A 22,515-nucleotide genomic window follows, 5' to 3' on the forward strand; every position below is an offset into this window, starting at 1 on the left:
CATGGCGCGCCGGTCCCATATGTCCGGCGACTTCAAGCTACGCCGGACGCTGCGCAACATTCATCAGAACGTGGATAACGAGCTGCGCCCGGCCATGCAGGAGGCCGCCAACAAGATCCTGGCCACCATGAAGTCGACCATCCCTCGGGACACTGGCGAAGCGGCTGGCGCCCTGAAGGCGTTTGTCTCCAAAAGTGGGTTGGATGCGCAGATCGGCATTCGTGGCAAAAAGGACAACCGCCGATTCTTTTACCTGCGGTTTCTGGAATATGGCACCAAGGGCTACGACGGGAAAAAGCGCGCGGGCAACCGTAGTCGCTCGGTCAAGAATAAGTCGGACGGCTCCACGTTTTTCGGCAAGTACCCGAGCATACCTGCGCTGCCGGCTCATCCGTGGTTGCGGCCTTCGCTGGACGTGAACCGGGAGGTGGTGATGGCAGACATCCGCGCCGCCGTGAATCGAACGCTGAAGAAGGCCAGCCAGGGAGGAAACGATGGCTGATCCGTCCGTTGCCCTGCAGGTCGCACTTTTCGAGCGGCTACAGGCCGAGGTGTCATGCCCCATCTACGATGGGGCACCGCTGGACACGCCCATGCCGTATGTCTCGATTGACCGCGAAATCTCGACCAACACCAGCCCTATCGCCGGGCGCAAGCGTCAACAGCGCCTGCTCTACCTTACCGTCTGGTCAGATGCTCACGGCCAGGCCGAGGTCAAGCGCATTAACGCTGAGGTAATCGCCGCGCTGGATGAGCGCCCCTTGCCGCTGGAAGTTGGCAGGGCAGTGTCTGTGCGCGTTGAGCGCGCCGACTCACAGCGTGATGCAGACGGCGTCACGTACATGGGCGCTATCACGGTCCGCGTCATCACCACTCACTGATTCAACATCTGCCGCTTCGCGGCTTTATCCAATGTGCCTTTTGGAGGAATTTCCATGGCCGACGACAATTTGAACACCGCTGCAGGCTGCCGACTTAGCCTCGGCACCAAAACCGGCGCCGATACCGAAGCCGATTACAAACAGGACGTTTACGTCGAGGTCGGCGAAATCGAAGACCTGGGCGAATTTGGCGATACCTTCAGTTCGGTGACCTTCACGTCGCTGAAGGATGGCCGCGTGCGCAAGTACAAGGGCACTGCTGACGCTGGCGACATGACGCTGACTGTCGGCCTGGACAACGGCGACGCGGGTCAAAAGGCCGTGAAGGTTGCCCACAAGGACCGCTCCAAGGGCGATTACAACATCAAGGTCACACTGAACGACGGTGACGCGACAGCAACGCCTGCCGTGCTGCCGACCACCTTCTACTTCCGCGTGAAGGTGATGAACAACACCGTTGCGCCTGGCGCAGCTGACAACGTTGTGCGCCGCAACATCACCATGGGCATCAACTCCGATGTCATCGAAATTGCTGCCGGCCCTGCCGCCTGATCGGGTGAACCATGAGCAAGACATTGCACGGCAACATCGATCTTGTCATTGGCGGGACCACCTATCAATTGCGGCCAACCCTGGCTGCCGTCCGTTCTATCGAGGCGCGTTTCGGCGGACTCCGAGGCGCAGCCAGCGCGCTGCATCAGGTCAGCGTGGACGGTGCCGCGCTGATCATCGCTGCCGGTGCCAACCTGACTGAAAAGCAAACGGAAGGCCTGGCAGAGGCGGTATGGCAGGCGGGCGTAGCAGACATGACCCCGCAGCTGAACGATTACCTGGCAGCCCTGTACAACCCGCGCGGTGGCGAGCCGGGAAAGGAGCAGCCGACGGAGTCAGCGCCGTAGAGGCGGGGAGCTACGTCGATCGGCTTTACGCGGTGGCCACCGGCTGGCTCGGTTGGTCACCGCAAGTGGCTTGGCATACCTCGCTGCCTGAACTGTTCCTCGCGATGGACGCGAAGATCGAGTGGGCACGCATGACCAGCCCTTTCCCCAGCAGCACCCAGCCCAGCCCCCAATCCAAACCCAAACCGACGACTGTCGCGCAGAAGCTGCGCATGGCGCTCACCGGCAAGGGCAGCACATAACGTTTTTCCGGAGTTCCTTACGTGGCCGATACCGACGTCCAAGGCATGCTTGTCCGCATTGAAGCCACCACGGCGCAGCTGCGGCAGGAACTGACGCGCTCAGAAGGTTCGGTGTCGAGCACAGCTCATAACATCGATCAAAGCCTGGGCCGGATCGACAACGCTTTCGACCGAGTGAACGCCAGCGCCCAGACCGTGGGCCGTGCGGTCACATCAGCATTCGATCAGATCGGCGCCGGTAACCTGGCCGCTGCTGGTTCGATCGCTGGGTTGGTGGCGCTGACGACCAGCACCATCGATTACGCGAAAGAGGTCAAGAACCTTTCCGCGCTATCGAACACCACGGTCGAAGACTTCCAGCGCATGGCCTTTGGTGCAAAAACTGTCGGCGTTGAGCAGGACAAACTGGGCGACATCCTGAAAGACACCAACGACCGCGTCGGCGAGTTTCTGCAGCGCGGCGGCGGCGAGATGTCTGATTTCTTCAAGGAAATCGCGCCTAAGATCGGGGTAACTGCTGGCCAGTTCGCCAATCTGTCCGGGCCACAGGCCTTGCAGCTTTACTACACCTCGCTCGAAAAGGCCGGGCTGAATCAGCAGCAGATGACGACCTACATGGAGGCGATGGCCGACGAAACCACGGCACTGATCCCACTGCTGCGCAATAACGGCAAAGGGTTTAAGGAGTGGGGGGATCAGGCCGATCGCGCGGGCTCGGTTATCTCAGAGTTTAACGTCAACCGCCTCGTCGCTGCGGGGCAGGCTATTTCCGGTTTGAAAGCAACATTCTCCGGGGCAGCCAACCAAATCACCATCGGCCTGCTGCCAGGTATCGAGAGCATCACCAAGTCTCTACAGGGCCTGAGCGACAACGGCGGCGCTCAGCGCCTGGGCGAGACGATCAGTTTTCTGGCTGAGAACGTGGATGTACTGGTCGCAGCGCTGGGCGGCAAGATGGCGGCGGCTTTTGCCAAGTTCGCCATCGATGCGGTGGCATCGTCTGCCGCGGCTACAAAGGCGACTCTCACCAACATCGCCACCACCAAGGCATCTGCTATCGCCAAGGCCGAGGAAACGGCGGCGTCGGCAGCGTCTTCTGCGGCCAAGCTACGCGAATCAGTCGCGGCATACTCGGCAGCTCAGGCGTTAGAAGCGGAGACAATCGCGCGTCTCGCCCAGGTGCAAGCTGCGCGCCAGGCGCTCGCCTATCAGGCCAGCCTGGCCGTCGGTACGGTGGAAGAGACGCGATACACCGCCGCGCTGGCCGCCATGGATGTTGAACTTGCGGCAGCCAAGACTGCCGCAGCCGCTGCCACCCAGCGCCTGGCAATCGCTACTGCGGCGTCTTCGTCTGCCATGGCGCGCGACACGGCGGCCACGGTCGCGAACGCTGCAGCCCAGGCTCAGGCCGCAGCGGCCAAGAACGTGCTGGCGCGGGCGAGCTCGTCCCTGCTGGCGCTGCTGGGTGGCCCGGCCGGGATCGCGGCGCTGGCGATCGGCGTCGGCGTGGCGTTCCTGGCCATGGGGTCCAATGCCCAGACCGCCCGCACGGACGTGAACGATCTGAAGCGGTCGGTCGAGGAAGTGCGCAAGGAGTTCGCTCAGCTGACACGCGACCAGCAGCAAGGCGCACTGGTGCGTATCTCCGAGCAGCAACGCGACTCAGCCAACGAAGCGGCGGACGCGTTTGAGGGCTTGCGCACTTCGATGCAGCGTGCGCTCATCGGGCCGCGCTCCAGCGAAGCCGGCGGCAAACAATTCGCTGCTTTGGCGAGCAGCATGGACGAAGCCAGGAAGGCGGGACAACCGCTTTCCGACACGATTCTCAAGGTCGGCCAACAGCTAGGCATTCCTCAGAAACAGCTGGACGGCTGGGTCAAACAGTCCGAAGCGGTCAGCACGCTCGACGTTAATACCAACCTGCTGGCGGCCCGCCAGGCGCTGTACACCAAGCAGCTCGACGGCAGCACCAAAAGTACGAAGGACAAGACCGACGTCGATATTGCCGCCGACAACGCCGGCAAGAATTATCAGCAGACCCTCGACAAGCAGATCCATGCGCTCAAGGACAAGACGAAGCTCGAGGAGGCCGACCGGTTCATTACCGAGAACAAGATTGATCCGCAGGGCGCGCTCGCTAAGCAGATCCGTGATACCGCCAAGGCCTATGACGCCCAGAAGGACGCGGACAAGTCTGCGACAGAATCAGCGCAAAAACATAAAGAGGCCCAGAACAAGCTCGAGCAGCAGCTCAAGACCGCTGCTGACGCCTACGCCAAGCTCAAGGAAAGTTTCGATCCGGTCAGCGCGGCGGCGGATGAGCAGACGAAAAAAACCGAGGAACTGCAGCTGCTATACAAGTCCGGGAAGATTTCCACGGAAGAGTACGGCAAAGGCCTGCAATGGCTGAAACAGCAGTATGACCAGACCGTGGCGTCCGCCAACGGGATGGCTGAAGCCATGAAGTACGAGGCCGACCTGCAGCGTCAGCTCGCTATTGCTACCGCTTCTTACCAGCAGACAGCCTCAGCAGTCGGCATGGGTAGCAAGGAAGCTGAGCGGGCGCAGGCTCGTTTGTCGTTGGAACAGGACACCAACAACAAGGTACTTGCCTTACGTGAAACTCTGGCAACGGCCACGACGGACAAGCAGCGTCAGGATCTGGAAAGACAGATCGCCTTGACTCAGCAATACGGCGCTAAGACCGCCCAAGCAATGCAGGACGGCTGGAAAAAGGTGGATCAGGCGCAAGGTGATTGGACCAACGGTGCTAAAGCTGCGTGGCAGAACTACCGGGACGACGTCGCCAATATCGCCGGACAGACCCAGTCGCTGATTTCTGACGCTTTCGACGGCGCCGAGGATGTTCTAACCGAGTTCGTCAAAACCGGAAAGCTGTCGTTCAAAAGCCTGGCTGACTCCATCGTCGATGACTTGATCCGCATCCAGGTGCGCAAGGCGCTGGTCGGCGCCGTGTCATCTTTTGCCAGTAGCGGCCTGGGATCAGGTATCGCCTCGGTGTTTCAGGCTGATGGCGGTGTCTGGGATCGAGGCGTTCAGAAGTTCGCCAAGGGCGCCGCCTTCACCAACTCCATCGTCAACACCCCGACGCTTTTCGGTATGGCTGGCGGCAAGACCGGCATGGCGGGCGAGGCGGGGCCAGAGGCGATCATGCCCCTGACGCGGGCTGCCGACGGCTCGTTGGGTGTCCGCATGGTAGGCGGTGATGCAGCTGGCGGTAGTACGGCGACAACCTCGACCGCTCTGGGCAGCGTTACCCAGCACTTCACCTTCCAGGGCAACGCTGACGCCGTATCGAGAGCCGAGGTTCGGCGCGCAGCCCAGGAGGGCGCACAGGCGGCATATCAAATGGTGCTTAACGATTTCAAAACCAACGGGCCAGCCCGGCAACTGATCAACCGCTGAGTACCAGCATAAGGAGGCGTCATGGCGCACGATTGGCCTGAATCGCTTGAGCCATCGCAAACAACATGGGGTGTCACTTACAACAACCGCGCATTCACTTCCATTCTGTCGAACTCACAACAAATCCTTGGCTACCCCGGCGCGTACTGGATATGCACGATGACCTTCGGCGTGCTGTTTGATGAGGACGAGCGACAGCTCACCTCTCTGATCGGGAAGCTGCAGGGCATGTATGGGACTGTGAATATCCCCGCTATCACCCGTACCCGAGTCGACGATATCGGTGCTGCGGTAGTGGTGTCAGGTTTTTCCCAAGCCACGTTTATGACCATCGGCGGAGTGATACCCAGCGCCAAGGTGTTTTCAATGGGTGACTACATCACTGTTGGCGGTGAAATGTTCGAGGTGATAGAGGATGCCAGTTCGACCGCGGAGGGCAGGGTGCAAGTTTCGCTCAACAAGCGCATCAGAAAAACGCTGACCGTGGGCGCGCACGTTGAATATCGCAATCCCTACTCGGAGATGCGCCGTTTAGACGACACCCACCAGGTGGTTCAGGATCCCTTGGTATCCAACAGTGCTTTGCAATTCAGGGAGGCGTTCTGATGCCCTCAGCATTTCCTTTCAGTCAGCGCGTGGTGGATATCATCGCCACTGGCAAATTCATGCCGGTCTACGCCATGCAGCTGGACTTCGCCGACGGCATGGTTTTCGCTCACACCGGAACCGGCGATCTGGTCGTCGACGGTATCACCTACGAAGGCGTGGGCAATTTCGGTCAGGTCAGCCAGTCGAAAGAAAGCGACAACTCCGGTTCTCCCATGTCGGTGGATCTGACGCTGAGCGGGCTGGACTCCTACATCCTTTCCGAAACGAACGTGCGCGGTTGCCGGGGCCGAATGGCCAAGGTCATCTTCGTAGTGTTCGACGAGGCCGGTAACTACGCAGCGGACATCCTGTTTTCCGGCCGCATGGACGCCGCCAAATTCTCGTTCGCAGGGAATGGCCAGGAAGGCAACACAATCACCGTCCCGGTCATCGACCGCATGGCCGAATGGAGCCGAACCGGCACCGAGCGCTGGACGGACGAAAACCACCGTGCCCGGCACCAGGGCGACCGGTTCTTCTACGCAATCGCGCAAATGTCCGAATGGCCCATCTATTGGGGGTCTGCCAAGGATGCGCCGACCTTCACCTACGGAAATTAGCTATGCGCCATCGAGACTGGACTACGCGTCTGAACGACGTGATCAAGGCTGCCCAAGGGCGGCCTTTTTCGTGGGGCGAATTTGACTGTTGCCTGTTCGCCGCCGACTGCTCGAGCGCCGTGTGCGGTGTCGATCCTGCAGAGCAATACCGAGGCACCTACAAGACCGAGGCTGGAGCCAAGCGCGCGCTGAAGAAACGTCACGGCAGCCTGGAAGCTGCATGGGATGCCTGCTTTGCAAGGGTTGCCGTTCCGTTTATCCAGCGCGGCGATGTCGTGATGTACGAAGCACCAGCAGGACGCAGCATGGCCGTGTTCTGGGCGGGTGATTACTGGGCAACGACCGATGACGGCGTTGCTCGAGTTGTGTGCGAGCCGTTGTCAGCCTGGAGGGTTGAATAATGCCCAGTGGCGTTAAAAAGATTGCCCAGGTCGCCGTCGGCGCAGTGATCGGCTTCGTTCAAGGCGGTCCTGCGGGCGCTGTGGTGGGCGCAGGTCTGGCCTTCTACGCGGCATCGCAGCAGGAGAAGCTGAACACCAAATCCCCTTTGCGCGATAACGAGCCGTCCGCTCAGACGGTAAGGTCGTCAAAAGCACCTATCCGGTTCATCCTCGGCCGTGTATCCACCGGCGGCGTGCTGGTCTGGGCGCAGGAGCAGTCTGGCACCGCAACCGAGGGCGAGCTGTTGCACTTGGTCTATGTGCTGTGCGAGGGCGCGGTAGACGGGATTGAAAATATCTACCTTGGCGAAGAGGAAATCAGCACATACGGCGAGTTCGCCAGCTATGAACTGATCGTCAATCCGACAGAAGTTAACCCGTATTTGAAGGCCAACTGTCCCGACTGGAAAGATAGCCAGATCGGGCGTGGCCTATCGTTCCTGCGAATCACTCTGAAGTACAGCGCTGAGAAATTCCCGTCGGGAATTCCCGAAATGCGCGCTGTATTACGAGGCCGAAACGACATTTACGACCCGCGCACCGGCAACAACATCTACACCACCAACACCGCGCTGCACATCCTCTGGTTCCTGCGTAACCGTTGCAATGTCCCGGACGACGAGATCATTTTTGAGACCTTCGCGAGTGCGGCAAACGTATGCGACGAAGCACTGACCAATGCCGACGGCTCTGTCAGCCAGCGCTACCGTACCTCATGCGTGATCGGTGCCGACGAGCAGCGACCGGGCGTACTGCAAAAGCTGGAAGCGTCATGCGCCGGCAAGCTAATCCGCGTCGGCGGCCGCTGGATGCTCCAGGCAGGGGCGTATTACGGTCCGTATGACTTCGAAATCACCGAAGACATGATCGTCGGCACCGTGGTCGGCAGCAGCGAGTCGACCAACGATTCGGCCATCAACACGGTGCGCGGCACATTCATCGATCCTGAGCAGTCCTGGACCGAGACGGATTACCCCGAGGTGAGCGTTTCCGAATGGATTCTTGAGGACGGCGGCGAAGCTGCGGAAACGATGACGTTCCCGTATGTGGACGACGCGTACCAGCCTCAGCGCTTGGCAAACATCGCGTTACGCCAACGCCGGGCAGGCGGGGCGATCAGCCTGCCGATGAACTTTTCAGGCTACAACTGCCGCCCCGGCCGCGTAGTCCTCGTCAACCTGCCATCGCTGAACATCTTTGGCGAATTCATCGTCTCTGACTGGTCGATGGGTGATAACGAAGGCTGCACTGTTCAGGTCAAGCAATACGAGGCGGCAATCTTTGATGACGCCGTGGGTCAGCCTTACAACCCGCTTGGCTTCATCAACCTGCCAAGCGGCGGCCTCGGGTCGCCTACCGGGCTTGCATGGGCGGCTGGCGATGTTGCCGAAGTGGTACAGGGCGTGCTGTCGTGGGTTCCACCCCAGGGCATCGTCACCTCCTATGTAGTCACGGTTCGCCAAGGCGCAAATGCCGTGCAGTCGCGCTCTGTACCTGCCACTGCCAACACGCTGGCTATCAACAGTCTGCCGTCGGGTGCGTACACAATGAGTGTGGCTGCTCTGGGGCCTATGGCCAGGTCCGGCGAGGCGACGATATCGGTAAGCATTCAGGGGCCGCCAATACCGGAATCGTGCGTAGTGCAGTCCTCGCTCGACAGCATCGTGCTGATTCCTCAAAACCCGAATCACGCGCTGAACGGCGGCACCTACGAGTATTTTTTCAGCAGCAATCCGAAGGCCACATCAGGCACGGCCGAGTATCTTGGGCAGGGCTTGTCGTTCACTCACAACGGCCTGGCGTTTTACACCAACTATTACTATTTCATCCGATCGTCCAATGCATACGGGAAGAGTGCTTTCCTCTATGTACCAGCTTCAACGTCGAACGACGTGTCGGCTTACCTGGCAGCTCTAGCCGGGAAGATCACCGAAACCGAACTCGGCCAGAAGGTGCTGGAAAAAATCGAGTTGATCGACGGCGACGGTCCAGGCTCGGTAAACGACCGCTTGGCCGCCGCAAAATCTGCACTGGCCGAGCAGATTTCTGACGTTGACGATGCGCTGGGCACTGTAAGGGCGGAACTGCAGCAGCAGATCGATAGCATCGCCGACCTTGCCGATTCAATGCCCTACAAGCCGGGGGATACTTATTCGGCCGGGCAGGGAGTTCTGGGTGCTGACGGCATCATTTATCAGGCCACGCAGAACGTACCGGTCAACACTCCGCCGCCGAACACCACCTACTGGCTGAACGTTGGCCAAGCGGTGGCCACGGCTGTGGGGTTGGCGTCTCGGGTGCAGACCGTAGAAACAAAGGTCACGTCCATTGAGGGGGTCAACAGCGCTCAAGCCCAGCAGATTACCGGGCTACAGACGTCTCTGGATGGCAAAGCATCGGCCAGCAGCGTGCAATCCATCGGCAACCGGGTTACCGATGCCGAAGGAAAGCTCACCAGCCAAGGCTCGGCCATCACCGGAATCAATACTGAGCTGGCTGGAAAGGCTAGTGGCGCCACGGTGCAGGCGCTGAATAACACTGTCACGCAGCAAGGCCAAACGATAACGGCTCAAGGCCAGGCCATAACAAACGTTACCGCGAACCTTGGAAACTCCGGTGGGCAAAATCTGTTTTTCAACCCGACATTCAGCAAGGAGAGTGCATCGGCTGGACTGGCCGAAGGTTGGGCGGTTGACTCAAATGCTTCGGGTGGCACCAGTTCGCCTTCGATCGTCACGTCTTGGCTGGTGGGCTCTGAAAAGGCTCAACGGGTAGACGTCACCGGGGTGAACCAGAGCGCGATCTATCGGGGTGTTCGTACCCAGGGGGTTAACTACTGGCCAAAGGCAAAGGCAGGTGCGTCAGTTGTTGCTTCGTGCTACGTGCGCGCCACCGCAGGTCTGGTGTTCAAGATATTCATCCAGGCAGTGGACGCCGCAGGAGCGGCTATCTCCGCACCTTCTGGCCCTCTGGTCGTTGCCACTGGCGGCACTCAGCGGATCACCTATGACTATCCAAACCTACCGGCAGGGACGGCGGGCGTGCAGGTCTATTTCCGGCTATATGGTTCGGACACTGTCAGCGCGGGCTTTGCAGAGTACACGCGGGCGCAGCTTGAAATAGGCACCACGCTCACCGGCTGGAAAGACAACAACGGAGTGTTGGGTGCAGAGCAGTCGGCGACCTCGTCTGCTGTGGCGGCTCTCAACTCCAGTGTGAGTCAACAGGGCGCCACGATCATTGCCCAGGCATCCAGCATGCAGGCTTTGCAGGCGTCGTCTCGGGATGACAACGGGGATGGTGAGCTGGCAGATGCCGTGAATGGCTACAACAGTGCGGCAGGCATCGTGCAGGAGGCAACAGTTCGAGCCTCGCAGAACGAAGCCACGGCCAGGACGGTCACGCAGCTGACCGCGTCGGTGGGGGCAAACACCGGCCAGATTACTGACCTGCGTGAGGTCGTCACCAGCAATCTCGCTTCTACGGCGACGGCCATTACGCAGTTGACCACGAAGGTGGGCGACAACTCGGCAGCCATCCAGTCAGAGGCTACGGCCAGGTCGAGCGCAGATGGTGCGCTGTCCACGAAACTGGATCAGGTGCAGGCCACGGCCAACGGTGCGAGCGCAGCCGTTCAAACCGTCAGCTCCGCACAGGCGACCACCGACGGCAAGCTGACGGCGCTGTACACCGTCAAATTGCAGGTCAATTCCAACGGCCAGTACGTCATGGCGGGAATCGGCGCGGGGATTGAGAACGTCGGCGGGATTCTGCAAAGCCAGATCCTCATGTCGGCTGATCGGTTTGCGCTGGTGAACACGTTGGCGGGAGGGGCGATATCGACACCGTTCGTTGCTCAGAACGGCCAGCTGTTCCTCGGCCCTACGTTCATCATGGACGGCACGATCACCAACGCCAAGATAGGAAGTTATATCAGCTCGACAAACTACGTGGCCGGACAAACAGGATGGATTCTGAACAAGGACGGTACGCTTGAAATCAATTCACCCCTTGCCGGTGGAGGGAGGCAATCAATAAACGGCCAAGGTGGCAAGGTTTACGACGAGAGGGGCCAACTGCGCTACCAGTGGGGGAATTTGGCCGCATGAGTTACGGAGCCAGAGTTTGGGACGAAAATGGGAATTTGGTCATGGACACGACCACTTTCACTTATCAGGTGATTTGGAAGGGAGTTATTGATTTCAGTGACACGTCCGGATCAACCGCAAAGGTGATCACGCTGAGTATCCCTGGCTTTGATCCGGCCAACTGCGTCTTCATGGTCATACCCGCAAGGGCGCAAGACATTCAGTCAGCTGAGGGCGATGCGACCGGCAACACCAAGTCTTACCCCTACGTGACGACCTCGGCGGGGCAAGTAGTGCTGAGATCGGCCAACCCATCAGCAAATCTCGGCAACACCAACCAGACCCGTATTGTCGCTAGAGGCTTCGCAGTGAGGTTCAAAACATGAGTTTTGGTGTCATCAGCATCAACGACAGCTCTTTCGTGCAGATTGATTCGGAAACGCCTCGGCTTTGCTTGCTCACGAAGGGGAGTTACTCCGGGACCACAAACGCTAACGTCAGCTTTCCGCGCGCGGTAACAAGTGCAGATCCGCCGCTGGTGTTCATAAGGCCGGATCAAAACGGCATTGTTCAGGTGCCGATATCGGTTTGGTTTACTGGCGGGCCTGGCAATTGGACAGGCTTTTCAATGAAGGCATCAAACGTTCAGAGCACGCTGAGCGGCCAATACTTCATCGCGGCATGGGCTTCCATGGGAACTGCATCTTTCGGGATGCGTATCTGGGGGCCTGGCGGTGAGCTTGTGTATGACAGCGGGGCGCCACCAGTTGTTGTCACATTCGCCGCAGGCAATTGGACATACGTAGGCAGCGAGCAATTGAGTGTTGGCCAGCGCTATAGGTGGAGCATCGATAAAGCGCTGGGATTAGGCGAATTCATATCGATCAACTCGTTTGCGTTTCACTGCCACAACGGCGCGAACGGTGGTGGATGCGGCATCGCCGTGGATTACGCGAACTCGAAGATCATGCTTTACAGCCTCGCAACTACCGCATGGACAGACCAGGGGCACCGCCCATTCCTCTGCGCAAAACTTACCGCCTGAATCAAGGCGTTCAAATTAGGAGCTTGCAATGCCTTGGTATAAGTCGGGGACGGTTTCCGTCACCCAAAATTCGAACGCGGTCATTGGCAGCAATACCGCATTCATTGCAAACAGCCGGGTAGGTGATGGTTTTCGCGGGCCTGATGGTGGCTGGTATGAGGTGACCAACATCGCCAGCAATACCGCGATGTCGATTGCGCCGAACTATCAGGGCGCCACCAACAACGCGGGCGGGTACGCGCTGGCTCCGATGCAGGGCTACGTCAAGGATTCTGCTGATGCGCTCCGGGCGCTGGTCAACCAGTTCGGATCTACGCTTGCGGTGCTGGGCACTTCTGGTACGCGCGAGGGCGTACGCGCAGCACTTGCGGCCGCCGCGAGCGGGAACAACAGCGATATCCTTTCCCTGTCTGGCCTGAGCACGGCTCTTACAATAGAGCAGGGTGGCACTGGCAAGAAGACCGCGGGCGAAGCAATCCAGGCGCTCGGCGGTGTCCGCCTCGGGTCGGGCAACCCTTCTATAGGTACAAGCCTGTTTTCTGGTGCGCCACCCGGTATCGCCTCCATCAGTTCAACCAACAACGATGGCAAAACTGCGTTGCGGATCGCCAATGACGCTAACAACAACGCATCGGCTGTGATTACGTTTATCCGGGACACAATTTACGGCGTTCATTTAGGGCTGGACACCGACAACAAGTTCAAGCTCGGAGGGTTCTCCATGGGGGCCGTCGCGAGAGCCCTGTACCACGAAGGGAACGTAGTCGGTACGGTTTCTCAATCGGGCGGAGTTCCGACCGGCGCTGTCATCGAAAGAGGCTCGCTTAACGGAGGCACTTACACAAAGTTTGCCGACGGCACTATGCTTTGCCGAGGTATTTCTCCTGGGCAAGCAACCGCAAATAGTGCGGGCGGCTCAATCTTCTACTCTGGGGCGGTTGGATTTACGTTTGCAGCACCATTTGTAGAAGTTCCATCGGTAGTCATCCAGGCGCTAACTACAGCGGGTTATTTTTGTTGGGGCGCAGCAGAAGGCTCGGCGAGCACTACTGGTGTGACAGGAAGAGTTGTATCCCCGGCCAATGGCGCAGCTTCTTACTTATGTTATGTAGCGGAAGGAAGGTGGTTCTGATGATTATTAAACTTGCGCCGCAGCGTAGGGATGATGCCTTTTTGGTAGAGAAAAACGGAGCGGTTTTGGTTATTAATGGAGAGGAGTTTGACTTTTCTACGATGCCTGCCGGATCGACACTTCCCCGATCTGCCATTACTTCGGAATGGTTTGCGGGTGATGTCGAATATGAGGATGATTTGACTGTCCACATCATAATGCCTGTTCCGGCAAATTATAGCCCAGAGCAAGCATATCCAGTGGACCTTATAGATGTACCTGACGGGGTTGTACAATTTCCCAAACCTTTGCCAGAGGTTCTACCACCCGTATTCGTTATGAATGAGGTCTTGTAATAATGAGCAATATTGACTGGACCAAGTTAGTCACGAAAGAAATGAAGGACGCGGCTGTTGCTGCTCGCATCTTGGCTGACGCGAAGTCAGCGCTAAACAGCAAAAACAGTGCAGCAGCCTTTCAGATAGCCCGCATTCAGGACCGCATTGAAACGCTGGGCTATGGAATCGAGGCGGGAGTCGCAACCGAAGAAGAGGAAGAGGAAGCTGCGTCACTCGCGCCAGTCCTCAAGGCGTGGAAGGCCTACAAGTTCGCGCTGGGCAAGGTCACCGCACAGCCGACGTGGTATCAGGCACCAGTCTGGCCGGTCGCGCCCGCGATACCAGAGATTGCCGCCGCACCCATGCTGGAGGAAGAGCCACTGGCCTGACGTACACCTGCCACCGAACCCCGCCATCCAGCGGGTATTTTTTTGCCTGGAGAAACACCGATGCTGATCACCGCACAGCAGCTGCTGCAGATACTCCCGAACGCCGGTCAGAGAGCCGGCGTTTTTGCACCTGTCCTGAACACCGCTATGAGCAAGTACCAGATCGTGACACCGCTGCGCATCGCGGCATTCATTGCCCAAGTCGGCCATGAGTCCGGTCAGCTGCGTTACGTGCGCGAGATCTGGGGGCCGACTACGCAGCAGCTGGGGTACGAAGGGCGCAAAGACCTGGGCAATACCGTGCCGGGCGATGGCTCCAAATACCGTGGGCGCGGCCTGATCCAGATCACCGGGCGGGCAAACTATGCCGAGTGCGCCGAAGCGCTGGGCCTGGATCTGATCAACCATCCCGAATTGCTCGAGCTGGCGCAGCACGCCGCAATGTCGGCGGCGTGGTTCTGGCACCGGGCCGCGCTCAACACGCTGGCCGACAAGGGCGATTTCCTGACTATCACCAAGCGCATCAACGGCGGCACGAACGGCCTGGCTGATCGGCAGGCGCTTTATGAGCGGGCGCTTGAGGTGCTGGCGTGAAGGCCCTGCCGTGGAAGGCAGTCGGCCTGCTGCTGATCCTGCTGGCGCTGGCCGGTGCGTTGTACGGGGCATACCGGCACGGCGTGACCGTTACCGATCTGGCCTGGAAGGCGAAGTGGGCGGAGGAAGTCAGCACCCAATCCGAGGCGGTGGCCATCACGACCACCGAGTACCGAACCGAAGAGCAACGCCGCCAGAAAGCGGCCAACCAGGTGGCAAACGATGCAAGACAAGAACAGACCGCTGCGCTTACTGATGCTGCTGTCGCTGACGCTGCTGGCGACCGGCTGCGTGTCGAAGCCGGAAAGCTGGCAGCCACCACCAGTTGCGCCCCCGGCGATACCGGCGCTGCCGAACGAGGCAAGGCAGCCAGCCGCGCCGCCATGGTGCTCTCCGACCTGCTCGGCCGGGCTGACGCGCGAGCGGGAGAGCTGGCAAAGGCTTATGACGAAGCCCGAATAGCCGGCCTGACGTGTAACCGCTTTGTAGATGAGCTATCCAACACCACCAATTCAGCCAGGCCGTAGGCCGTCGGGGAAGCACTGTGCAGACAGCAACGAAGCAAGAAACCTACGACCGCACGATGAAAGTAACGTTGGCAGTGAAGGCGAACGGCGGGTCCGTGACGGTCCAGATCCAGGCCGGTGACAACTGGATCACCACCGATACGATCTGGAAAGACGGTGGCTATCAGCTGAGCATTCCGCCCGCGACGATCCGCTACGTGCCCGCTGCTGGCGCTGCATTTGAGGTCTACGCATGAGCCTTCTGGTCAACCCAATCCCACGCCGCAAACCGATCCGGCGTGGCCTGGGCCTGCTCGGCGATAGCTTCTCGGGCAACTGCCATACCATCGCCGCGACAGCGTTCGGTACCGAGGCTTATGGCTATGCGGCCTGGATCGCGGCGCGTACCGGCCTGTTCCCGAGCTACGTAGACAACCAAGGCAAGCTCGGCGACCACACCGGGCAGTTTCTGGCCAGGCTGCCGGCCTGCATTGCGTCATCCACTGCCGACCTGTGGCTGCTGCTGTCGCGCACCAACGACAGCACCACGGCAGGTATGAGCCTGGCCGACACGAAAGCCAACGTGATGAAGATCGTCACCGCGTTCATGAACACGCCCGGCAAGTACCTGATCGTCGGCACCGGTACGCCGCGTTTCGGTAGCAGGGCTCTGACCGGGCAGGCGCTGGCCGATGCGATCGCTTACAAAGACTGGGTGTTGAACTATGTCAGCCAGTTCGTGCCGGTGGTGAACATCTGGGACGGCTTCACCGAAGCCATGACAGTGGAAGGCCTGCACCCGAACATCCTGGGTGCCGAGTTCATCAGTTCGCGGGTGGTGCCGATCATCACCGCCAACTTCGAGTTTCCCGGAATCCCGCTGCCCACGGACTCTGGCGACGTTTACTCGGCCATCCGCCCGTTCGGTTGCCTCAATGCCAACCCGCTGCTGGCGGGCACTGGCGGTACGCTACCGGCTGGCGTGAATGCTGTGGCCGGGTCGGTGCTGGCGGACGGTTACAAGGCCGTAGGCTCTGGCCTGACCGGTATCACCACGCGCTGGTTCAAGGAGCCTGCCGACTATGGTGAGGCGCAGTGCATCGAGCTGCGTGGCAACATGGCGGCGGCGGGCGGCTACATCTACATGCAGCCCACGGCCAACGTGGTACAGACCAACCTGGCGGCCGGCGACGTTATCGAAATGGTGTCGGCGGTGGAAATCATGGGGTCGTCGCTCGGCATTTTGGCTTGGGAGGCTGAGTTGACCATCACCAAGACGGTCAACGGTGCGTCGTCCACGTTCTACTATCGGTCAATGGACAAGTACCAAGAGGCGTTCACCATGCCGGCCAGCTTTTCCGGGGCGCTGGAAACGCAGCGCGGCACGATTGACCTGAGTGAAACCGTGATCACCTCGCGCATGGGCCTGTACCTGGCAGCAGGCGTGCCGCAGGACTCGACGGTCAAGGCCGCGCAGTTCGGGATACGCAAGGTATAGATGGGCGAGCGGGGCGCTCCGCTACTCTGTCGGAACGGCTCGTTGGCGGCTGAGTGACTGCGGCAGCTTGTTCGGGCATTCCGGGTCTTCGATAAAGCCTCGTCCATCGCAGTGCGTGCAATCGTCACGCACTGCGAATCCGTCGAGGCAGTGAAGGCATCTGATAAATATCGAGTAGCTATGACGCTCCCACAGCGAAACGTAGGCCTTGAAGTCGCCTTGGTCGAGGGCTACCGCTGAGGCGTCGACGAGCGCTCGATATTGATCTTCATCGCTCAGGCGTTGGTAGCTCACACCGTTGATCTGCCTGGATTGCTCAACCAGCGTCAGCGTCTGGCCGGTTTCGGTATAGATGTAGCGACCCTCAAGCACGCCGTACTTCTTGTAGTCCCTCATGATGAGGTTGTTTTTCTCATCGAGAAAAGCGAAGTGGGCGGCGTGATAGGGCGATTGGTCGGCCTCATGAAGCACGTATCGGGAGTTCAGCAGGCTGCCAACTACAATGCCGCCCTTGTTGTAGGCCAGATAGTCCGACGCCTGATGCCGCCATTCATGGTTGCCTTCCTCGGTGAAGTGGCAGAAAGCTGCGCTGGCCAGTTCGAATAGCTCAAAGCGCTCCAATGGATCGACCAACCCGCCAGCCTGCATATCTTCGGCCATGCGGGCCAGAAACCGATAGGTGACTGCAGGGTTCGTCCATTGCCTCCTGTCGTTTAGCCTCTTGTGCCATTCGGCCAAGGCTTCCGAGCTATTGCTCTCGTTCATGGGGGTGATTCTCAATTGCTGTATGTGCATACAGTAGTTGAGTGTTTTGGATTTGGGGAGTGGTGTTCGTCGGCAGGACGCCGGGGGAGGTGGGAAGGGGCGCGTTTTGCTCTGACTGACCCTGGAGTTTGACGCGCAAAACTCAGGCTGTAGGCCTTGTGTTTACGTGTGCGAAACCACAAAAAAGGCCGATTTTTGCAGCAGTTTTTAGGGGGTGTTTTATTTTTAATTCAATGACTTAGAGTTGTATGGTTCCCAGCATGGGGTGCTAGGGGTCGAGTGTTCGAATCACTCCGTCCCGACCATATTTTGTAAGGGGGATCAGTCACTTACGGTGCTGATCCCCTTTTTAATTTCCGGCTTGCGCAAAGCCCGCGCAAAACCAATTCAAAAAGGGCTTATATCAAGGTCCGGAATTGACTCTGGCCATACAACTGCAGCGTGGTCTTTCTGGTATTTTTTCTTTATATCCCTGCTCGCATGCTCAGCGATCTTTTGTCCGTACTTTTCGGCCTTCTTGTACAGGTGCAGTGACAGCGCCTGCTCCTCGTGGACGCTTGGCATTTCCTCATCACTCCAACCCGCGTAGCACCCTGCATCCTCACGCGCAGCCTTGAATGCGTGTGTCAAATAACGCTCTTCTATCTTCGTCCAGTGGTTCTTGGTCTGCGCCTGTTTTTGCTTTAGGTGCTCGGGGCGGCTGTGAACGAGATTGGGCGAAGCCACGTGATTTCCGCATCGAATGATTACAGTCTGAAGCGCTTCCAGAGTATCCGTGCGCCGCTGTGCAGTGGGCAATGGGCAGTGCGAGGTCGATTGTGTTCTGTAGCCAGGCCGTCGTCATCCTGCTCACTACACAGTTGATACCTGAATGAAATTGATTTTCGTTATCTCTGAATGTAAAAATTGTAAATGAGCATCATTTGCATTTTAATTTTTGGAGCCTCAGCTACTCATGCGCATAACGTCCTCCTTGCCCAACTCAGCGCTCACGTTGATCGCTTTGGGTATTCTTAACAGTGCTTTTGCGGATGACAGCACTCTGAATCTGCCGTCCACTACCATCAGCACTTCGGCCGAAGATCAGGAAAGCGCGCCGCCGGGCTATCAGGCCAAGCCCGACAGTAGCACCACACGGTTGAACCTCACAGCCTGGGAAACCCCGCAGGGCGTGACCAGCATAAAGCGCGAGCAAATGGACGATTTCAAACTCGACAGTGTCCGCGATGTGCTCGACAGCACGCCGGGTGTGAATGTCCAGAAAGTAGAAACCGACCGCACTTACTTCACGGCCCGGGGCTTCGATATCACCAATTTTCAGTATGACGGCGTGGGAATGCAGATGACCGGCGGGCTGCTGGTGGGCGATGTCGACATGGCTACCTACGAGCAGGTGGATATCCTGCACGGGGCCAATGGCCTGATGACAGGCAGCGGCAACCCCTCGGCAACGGTCAACTTCGTGCGCAAGCGTCCGACTTACGAGACTCAGGCCAAGATTGATCTAAGCGCTGGTTCCTGGGACAAGCGTCGGGTCGATATCGACTTATCGGGCCCGTTGACCGAAACGGGCAATGTTCGTGGGAGGTTGATCTATGCCAACGAGGTGGGTAACTCCTACCTGGATCGTTACTCCCGGGAAAAGAACATTTTCAGCGGCATGCTGGCATTCGACCTGACCGAAAGCGATACCTTGACTGTTGGTTACGAAGACCAGAAAAGCAATTCCAACGGCGCCAGTTGGGGCGCGTTACCGCTGACCGACGCCAGTGGCAAGTCGCTGCATTACAGCAGCACAAGCGCCAACATCGCCCAGCCTTGGGTGTATTGGGATGTTCACACCACTCGTGCTCTTGCGGAGTGGGAGCACAGCTTTGCCAACGACTGGAAGTCGCGCCTGACCCTCACCGCCACGGAGCATAGGGAAGACACCGAGATGTTCTACATCTACGCTGACAGCACTTCTTCTACGGGCTATACCGGCCTGGCTTCCAGGTACAAGGACAAGAACCGTGAACTGGACGGTGATCTGTCTTTCAGTGGGCCTTTTTCCCTGGGGGGACGTGAACATCAGTTGACGGTGGGTGCCAACGTGGCCCGCTCGCGCAACAACGAATCCTCGCTATACGGAACGTCGTCTTACTACACATCGGTAGCGTTGCTGGATGCACTCAATGGCTCCATTGCCAAGCCCACTACTTACGACATCGCCAATGCTGCCGATACCTCCAACTATACCGACCGGCAGAAGAGTGTGTATGCCGGGGCGCGCTTCAGCCTCACCGACGATCTGCACTTGATCACCGGGGCGCGCATGCTCAGTGCCGACAGCGATGGAGAAAACTACGGGTCAGGCCGGGATGTGCGTGTCCACGGCAAGGTGACGCCTTATACTGGCCTGGTCTACGACCTGACGCCGGAGTATTCGCTGTATGCCAGCTACACCGAGATCTTCAATCCGCAGTACTACTTGGACTCTCAGGGCAAGGTACTCGACCCGCTGGAAGGCAAGAGCTACGAGGCCGGGATTAAAGGCCATCTCCTGGACAATACGCTGGACGTCTCGGCTGCGGTGTTCCATACCAGGCAGGACAACGTCGCCACTTACTCCGGCTATGATGCCAGCCTGGGTGGTTACTTGTATGAGGGCATGTCCTACAAAAGCAACGGTATAGAACTGGAAGCCTCTGGTGAGCTGGCTCCGGGCCTGCAAATCAGCGGCGGTTACACCTATGTGTACATCACGGATGCGGATAACGACCGTGGACGCAAATTCATCCCGCGCCATGCCTTGACATCCTCCATGAGCTATAAACTGCCGATGGCACCGAAGGTCAAGGTCGGCGGCACGGTTAAATGGCAAAGCGAGATCCAGAACGACGATACGCCGGCTGCGAATCAGAGTGGTTACGCACTAGTGGGGCTGATGGCGCATTACGATATCGACCCACACTGGAGCACCCAGCTCAACCTCGATAACCTTACCAACCAGAAGTACCTGCAAGCTGTGCGGTATGGCCAGAGCAACTATGGCGAGCCGCGTAACTTCACAGCGTCTGTCAGCTGGAAGTTTTAACGTCGGGTCGCAAAACGCACATCAAGCCGCGACCTGTCGCGGCTTGATGCCGGGCGTCAATCGGCTGTTCACTTGAATTGGTATGCCCCTGACATTGGCCGACTCCATCTACGCTGCCGTAGCGGCCTGCACGCTTTACTCCGCAGAATGAAACTGAATTATTCCCCGCCCCCCAGCCCTCGCGCAGTCTCCACATCGGTAATCAACACATCCAGGTACCCACCCAACAAAGCCCCTTTGATCGCCTGTACTTTTCTGGCTCCTCCGGCCAGCCCCAGCACCCGGTTAATCGATCGCAATCTGGGCAGCGCCATCGACACCACGAACTCTTCATCCTCTTCCAGTACCGGCGTCCCCTGCGCATCGAAGTACCGCAAGCAGATATCACCCACCGCGCCACGTTCGGCGAGGACGCGCAGCATGTCTTCGGTGTAATAGTTGCCGCTATTGCGCAGTAGTTGTGAAGGCTCAAGTTCGCCGATACCGACGATTGCCAGAGTGATACTGTCGAAGCGGTTGAGGACTTCCTTTACTTCTTCCATCTCGACGATGCGCTGTTTGCTTTCCACCGATTGTTCGATGCTTTGCGACGGAAGAAGGAAAGCGGGGCAGTTGAGCAGGGTGGCGAGGCGTTGGGTCAGCAGGGTGGCTTCAAATGCCCCTTTATTGCCGACGCCGCCCAGCAGTTGCACCACTTCCCGGGCACCTTGTTTGCCCGGTTGGGCATGCATGTGGCCGACCATGGCGCGAATGGTGCTGCTCCAGGAGGAGATACCGATGTGGTCCTGAGGGCCGAGGCTGGTTTCCAGATAGTGGGCGGCTGCCGAGCCGATGGCCTGCTTGATGCTTTCTTCGCTGTCCGGCTCGGTGGCCTCGACGACGATCACCTGACGTATGCCGTATTTCTGCTGCAGCCGGCTTTCCAGCTCCAGATGCAGCCCTTGCGGGCGCATCACGGTGATCTTTACCACGCCTTCCTGCAAGGCGCGGCGCAAGGCGCGGCTGATGAATGATTGGGACAAATCGAGTCGTGTGGAAATCTCGGACTGCTTGAGTCCTTCTTCATAGTAGAGGCTGGCGATTTTGCTCATCAGCCGTTGTTCTTCGATCTGGCTCATGCAGGCCCCAAAAAAATGATAGCGATATCCCAAGTGGCGGCGAGGATACCAAACTGGCAGCGGGTCGTGCCTGCTCTGGCGGTCAGGACATGATCAGCCCACCGTCGATGTTAATCGCCTGACCGGTCAGGTAGGCGGCGTCGTCCGAGGCAAGGAACGCGACCAGCCCGGCTACGTCCGAGGGCTTTCCGGCGCGGCGCATGGGGATGTTACGGACCCACTCGGCCATCAGTTCGCCCTTGGCATAGCGCTTCTCTTCGGTGCCAAGGATTTCTCCCCAGACCCGGTCGTTGTAGTCCCACATTTCGCTTTCGATAATGCCGGGACAGAAAGCGTTGACGGTGATGTTGTGCCGTGCCAGCTCCAGGGCCAGGCTCTGAGTGATCCCGATCACGCCCATTTTGCTGGCGGCATAATGTGGAGTGTAGATGAAGCCCTGGCGTCCCTGGCCTGAAGAGGTGTTGATAAGCCGCCCGCTGCCCTGTTTGACCATATACCGTGCGGCCTCCCGGCAGCCGAGCCAGACACCTGTTGTGTTGACCTGCAGGACCTTGTCGAAGTCGGCGCGAGGCATGCGTTCACAGTGATCGATGGTGATAATGCCGGCGTTTTGCACCGATACGTCTATGCTGCCAAAGCGCTCATGGGCGGTTCTGTACAGGTGTTGTATGTCGGCCTCGTCGGTGACGTCGAGCCCTACGGCAATGCTCTGGACCGAGTACTCGCCGGCCAGTTGGCCGGAGGTAAAGGTCACTCGCTCCAGGTCGTTTGAGGCCAGCACCAGATTGGCACCTTCCTGAGCGAAACGTTCGGCGATGCCTGCGCCGATGCCTCGGCAGGCACCGGTAATGACCACGGTTTTTCCGCTGAATCGTTGGTACATGTTCAGGC

General features: G+C 58.8%; 24 protein-coding genes. 20 read left to right on the top strand and 4 right to left on the bottom strand.

Annotated features, from left to right (window positions below; all coding sequences use genetic code 11):
* Position 1: 1 nt before the first annotated feature.
* The 19 genes from MME58_RS11315 (at position 2) to MME58_RS11405 (ending at position 16,665) form a co-directional block, all read left to right on the top strand.
* On the top strand, positions 2-502 hold the full coding sequence (locus tag MME58_RS11315) for an HK97-gp10 family putative phage morphogenesis protein (RefSeq protein ID WP_055005128.1): 501 nt from the start codon (positions 2-4) through the stop codon (positions 500-502).
* On the top strand, positions 495-881 hold the full coding sequence (locus MME58_RS11320) for a DUF3168 domain-containing protein (protein ID WP_055005129.1): 387 nt from the start codon (positions 495-497) through the stop codon (positions 879-881). Before MME58_RS11315 ends, MME58_RS11320 begins: the two co-directional genes overlap by 8 nt.
* A gap of 54 nt (positions 882-935) precedes the next feature.
* Positions 936-1,433 (top strand): hypothetical protein, encoded by a 498-nt coding sequence (locus tag MME58_RS11325; protein ID WP_003313675.1) that lies wholly within the window; start codon positions 936-938, stop codon positions 1,431-1,433.
* A gap of 11 nt (positions 1,434-1,444) precedes the next feature.
* On the top strand, positions 1,445-1,780 hold the full coding sequence (locus tag MME58_RS11330; RefSeq protein WP_024670827.1) for a hypothetical protein: 336 nt from the start codon (positions 1,445-1,447) through the stop codon (positions 1,778-1,780).
* A gap of 65 nt (positions 1,781-1,845) precedes the next feature.
* The gene (locus tag MME58_RS11335; RefSeq protein ID WP_233590971.1) at positions 1,846-2,022 is read left to right on the top strand and encodes a hypothetical protein; all 177 of its coding nucleotides are present in this window, start codon (positions 1,846-1,848) and stop codon (positions 2,020-2,022) included.
* A 21-nt stretch (positions 2,023-2,043) separates the two neighbouring features.
* Positions 2,044-5,448, top strand: a complete 3,405-nt coding sequence (locus MME58_RS11340; protein WP_055005130.1) for a phage tail tape measure protein — start codon at positions 2,044-2,046, stop codon at positions 5,446-5,448.
* Positions 5,449-5,469: 21 nt separating this feature from the next.
* Positions 5,470-6,054 carry a hypothetical protein gene (locus MME58_RS11345; protein ID WP_003418871.1) on the top strand — a complete coding sequence of 195 codons (585 nt, stop codon included), beginning with the start codon at positions 5,470-5,472 and terminating at the stop codon, positions 6,052-6,054.
* On the top strand, positions 6,054-6,656 hold the full coding sequence (locus tag MME58_RS11350; RefSeq protein ID WP_055005131.1) for a hypothetical protein: 603 nt from the start codon (positions 6,054-6,056) through the stop codon (positions 6,654-6,656). Before MME58_RS11345 ends, MME58_RS11350 begins: the two co-directional genes overlap by 1 nt.
* Positions 6,657-6,658: 2 nt before the next feature.
* Positions 6,659-7,057, top strand: coding sequence for a DUF6950 family protein (locus MME58_RS11355; RefSeq protein WP_055005132.1), 399 nt, complete (start codon positions 6,659-6,661; stop codon positions 7,055-7,057).
* Entirely contained in the window at positions 7,057-11,205 is a 4,149-nt protein-coding gene (locus tag MME58_RS11360; protein ID WP_055005133.1) for a phage tail tip fiber protein, read from the top strand. The genes MME58_RS11355 and MME58_RS11360 overlap by 1 nt, the downstream gene beginning before the upstream one ends.
* Positions 11,202-11,570 (top strand): hypothetical protein, encoded by a 369-nt coding sequence (locus MME58_RS11365; RefSeq protein ID WP_055005134.1) that lies wholly within the window; start codon positions 11,202-11,204, stop codon positions 11,568-11,570. The genes MME58_RS11360 and MME58_RS11365 overlap by 4 nt, the downstream gene beginning before the upstream one ends.
* Positions 11,567-12,229, top strand: a complete 663-nt coding sequence (locus tag MME58_RS11370) for a hypothetical protein (protein ID WP_055005135.1) — start codon at positions 11,567-11,569, stop codon at positions 12,227-12,229. Before MME58_RS11365 ends, MME58_RS11370 begins: the two co-directional genes overlap by 4 nt.
* A 28-nt stretch (positions 12,230-12,257) precedes the next feature.
* Positions 12,258-13,361, top strand: coding sequence for a hypothetical protein (locus tag MME58_RS11375; RefSeq protein WP_055005136.1), 1,104 nt, complete (start codon positions 12,258-12,260; stop codon positions 13,359-13,361).
* Positions 13,361-13,696 (top strand): hypothetical protein, encoded by a 336-nt coding sequence (locus MME58_RS11380; protein ID WP_055005137.1) that lies wholly within the window; start codon positions 13,361-13,363, stop codon positions 13,694-13,696. Before MME58_RS11375 ends, MME58_RS11380 begins: the two co-directional genes overlap by 1 nt.
* A 2-nt stretch (positions 13,697-13,698) precedes the next feature.
* The gene (locus MME58_RS11385) at positions 13,699-14,067 is read left to right on the top strand and encodes a hypothetical protein (RefSeq protein ID WP_055005138.1); all 369 of its coding nucleotides are present in this window, start codon (positions 13,699-13,701) and stop codon (positions 14,065-14,067) included.
* Between the two features lie 60 nt (positions 14,068-14,127).
* A complete protein-coding gene (locus MME58_RS11390) occupies positions 14,128-14,661 on the top strand; it encodes a glycoside hydrolase family 19 protein (RefSeq protein ID WP_055005139.1) in 534 nt (177 codons plus the stop codon).
* Positions 14,658-15,188: a DUF2514 domain-containing protein gene (locus tag MME58_RS11395; protein ID WP_055005140.1), complete on the top strand. Its 531-nt coding sequence runs from the start codon at positions 14,658-14,660 to the stop codon at positions 15,186-15,188. The genes MME58_RS11390 and MME58_RS11395 overlap by 4 nt, the downstream gene beginning before the upstream one ends.
* A gap of 56 nt (positions 15,189-15,244) precedes the next feature.
* On the top strand, positions 15,245-15,424 hold the full coding sequence (locus MME58_RS11400) for a hypothetical protein (RefSeq protein ID WP_029573084.1): 180 nt from the start codon (positions 15,245-15,247) through the stop codon (positions 15,422-15,424).
* A complete protein-coding gene (locus MME58_RS11405; protein ID WP_055005141.1) occupies positions 15,421-16,665 on the top strand; it encodes an SGNH/GDSL hydrolase family protein in 1,245 nt (414 codons plus the stop codon). Before MME58_RS11400 ends, MME58_RS11405 begins: the two co-directional genes overlap by 4 nt.
* Before the next feature lie 21 nt (positions 16,666-16,686).
* Here the strand turns inward: MME58_RS11405 and MME58_RS11410 are convergent, their stop codons facing one another.
* Positions 16,687-17,325 carry a hypothetical protein gene (locus MME58_RS11410; protein WP_055005143.1) on the bottom strand — a complete coding sequence of 213 codons (639 nt, stop codon included), beginning with the start codon at positions 17,323-17,325 and terminating at the stop codon, positions 16,687-16,689.
* Positions 17,326-17,817: 492 nt separating this feature from the next.
* Positions 17,818-18,156 carry a hypothetical protein gene (locus MME58_RS11415; RefSeq protein ID WP_054985111.1) on the bottom strand — a complete coding sequence of 113 codons (339 nt, stop codon included), beginning with the start codon at positions 18,154-18,156 and terminating at the stop codon, positions 17,818-17,820.
* Positions 18,157-18,385: 229 nt separating this feature from the next.
* Between MME58_RS11415 and MME58_RS11420 the strand changes: the two genes are divergently transcribed.
* The gene (locus MME58_RS11420; RefSeq protein ID WP_055005740.1) at positions 18,386-20,506 is read left to right on the top strand and encodes a TonB-dependent siderophore receptor; all 2,121 of its coding nucleotides are present in this window, start codon (positions 18,386-18,388) and stop codon (positions 20,504-20,506) included.
* Between the two features lie 158 nt (positions 20,507-20,664).
* On the opposite strand, the gene MME58_RS11425 is transcribed toward MME58_RS11420, so the two are convergent.
* On the bottom strand, positions 20,665-21,624 hold the full coding sequence (locus MME58_RS11425) for a sugar-binding transcriptional regulator (protein WP_054985109.1): 960 nt from the start codon (positions 21,622-21,624) through the stop codon (positions 20,665-20,667).
* 82 nt (positions 21,625-21,706) lie between these two features.
* On the bottom strand, positions 21,707-22,507 hold the full coding sequence (locus MME58_RS11430; protein WP_054985108.1) for an SDR family oxidoreductase: 801 nt from the start codon (positions 22,505-22,507) through the stop codon (positions 21,707-21,709).
* Positions 22,508-22,515: the final 8 nt, after the last annotated feature.

This window comes from Pseudomonas syringae pv. tagetis, from assembly GCF_022557255.1.
Classification (GTDB): Bacteria; Pseudomonadota; Gammaproteobacteria; order Pseudomonadales; family Pseudomonadaceae; genus Aquipseudomonas; species Aquipseudomonas caricapapayae.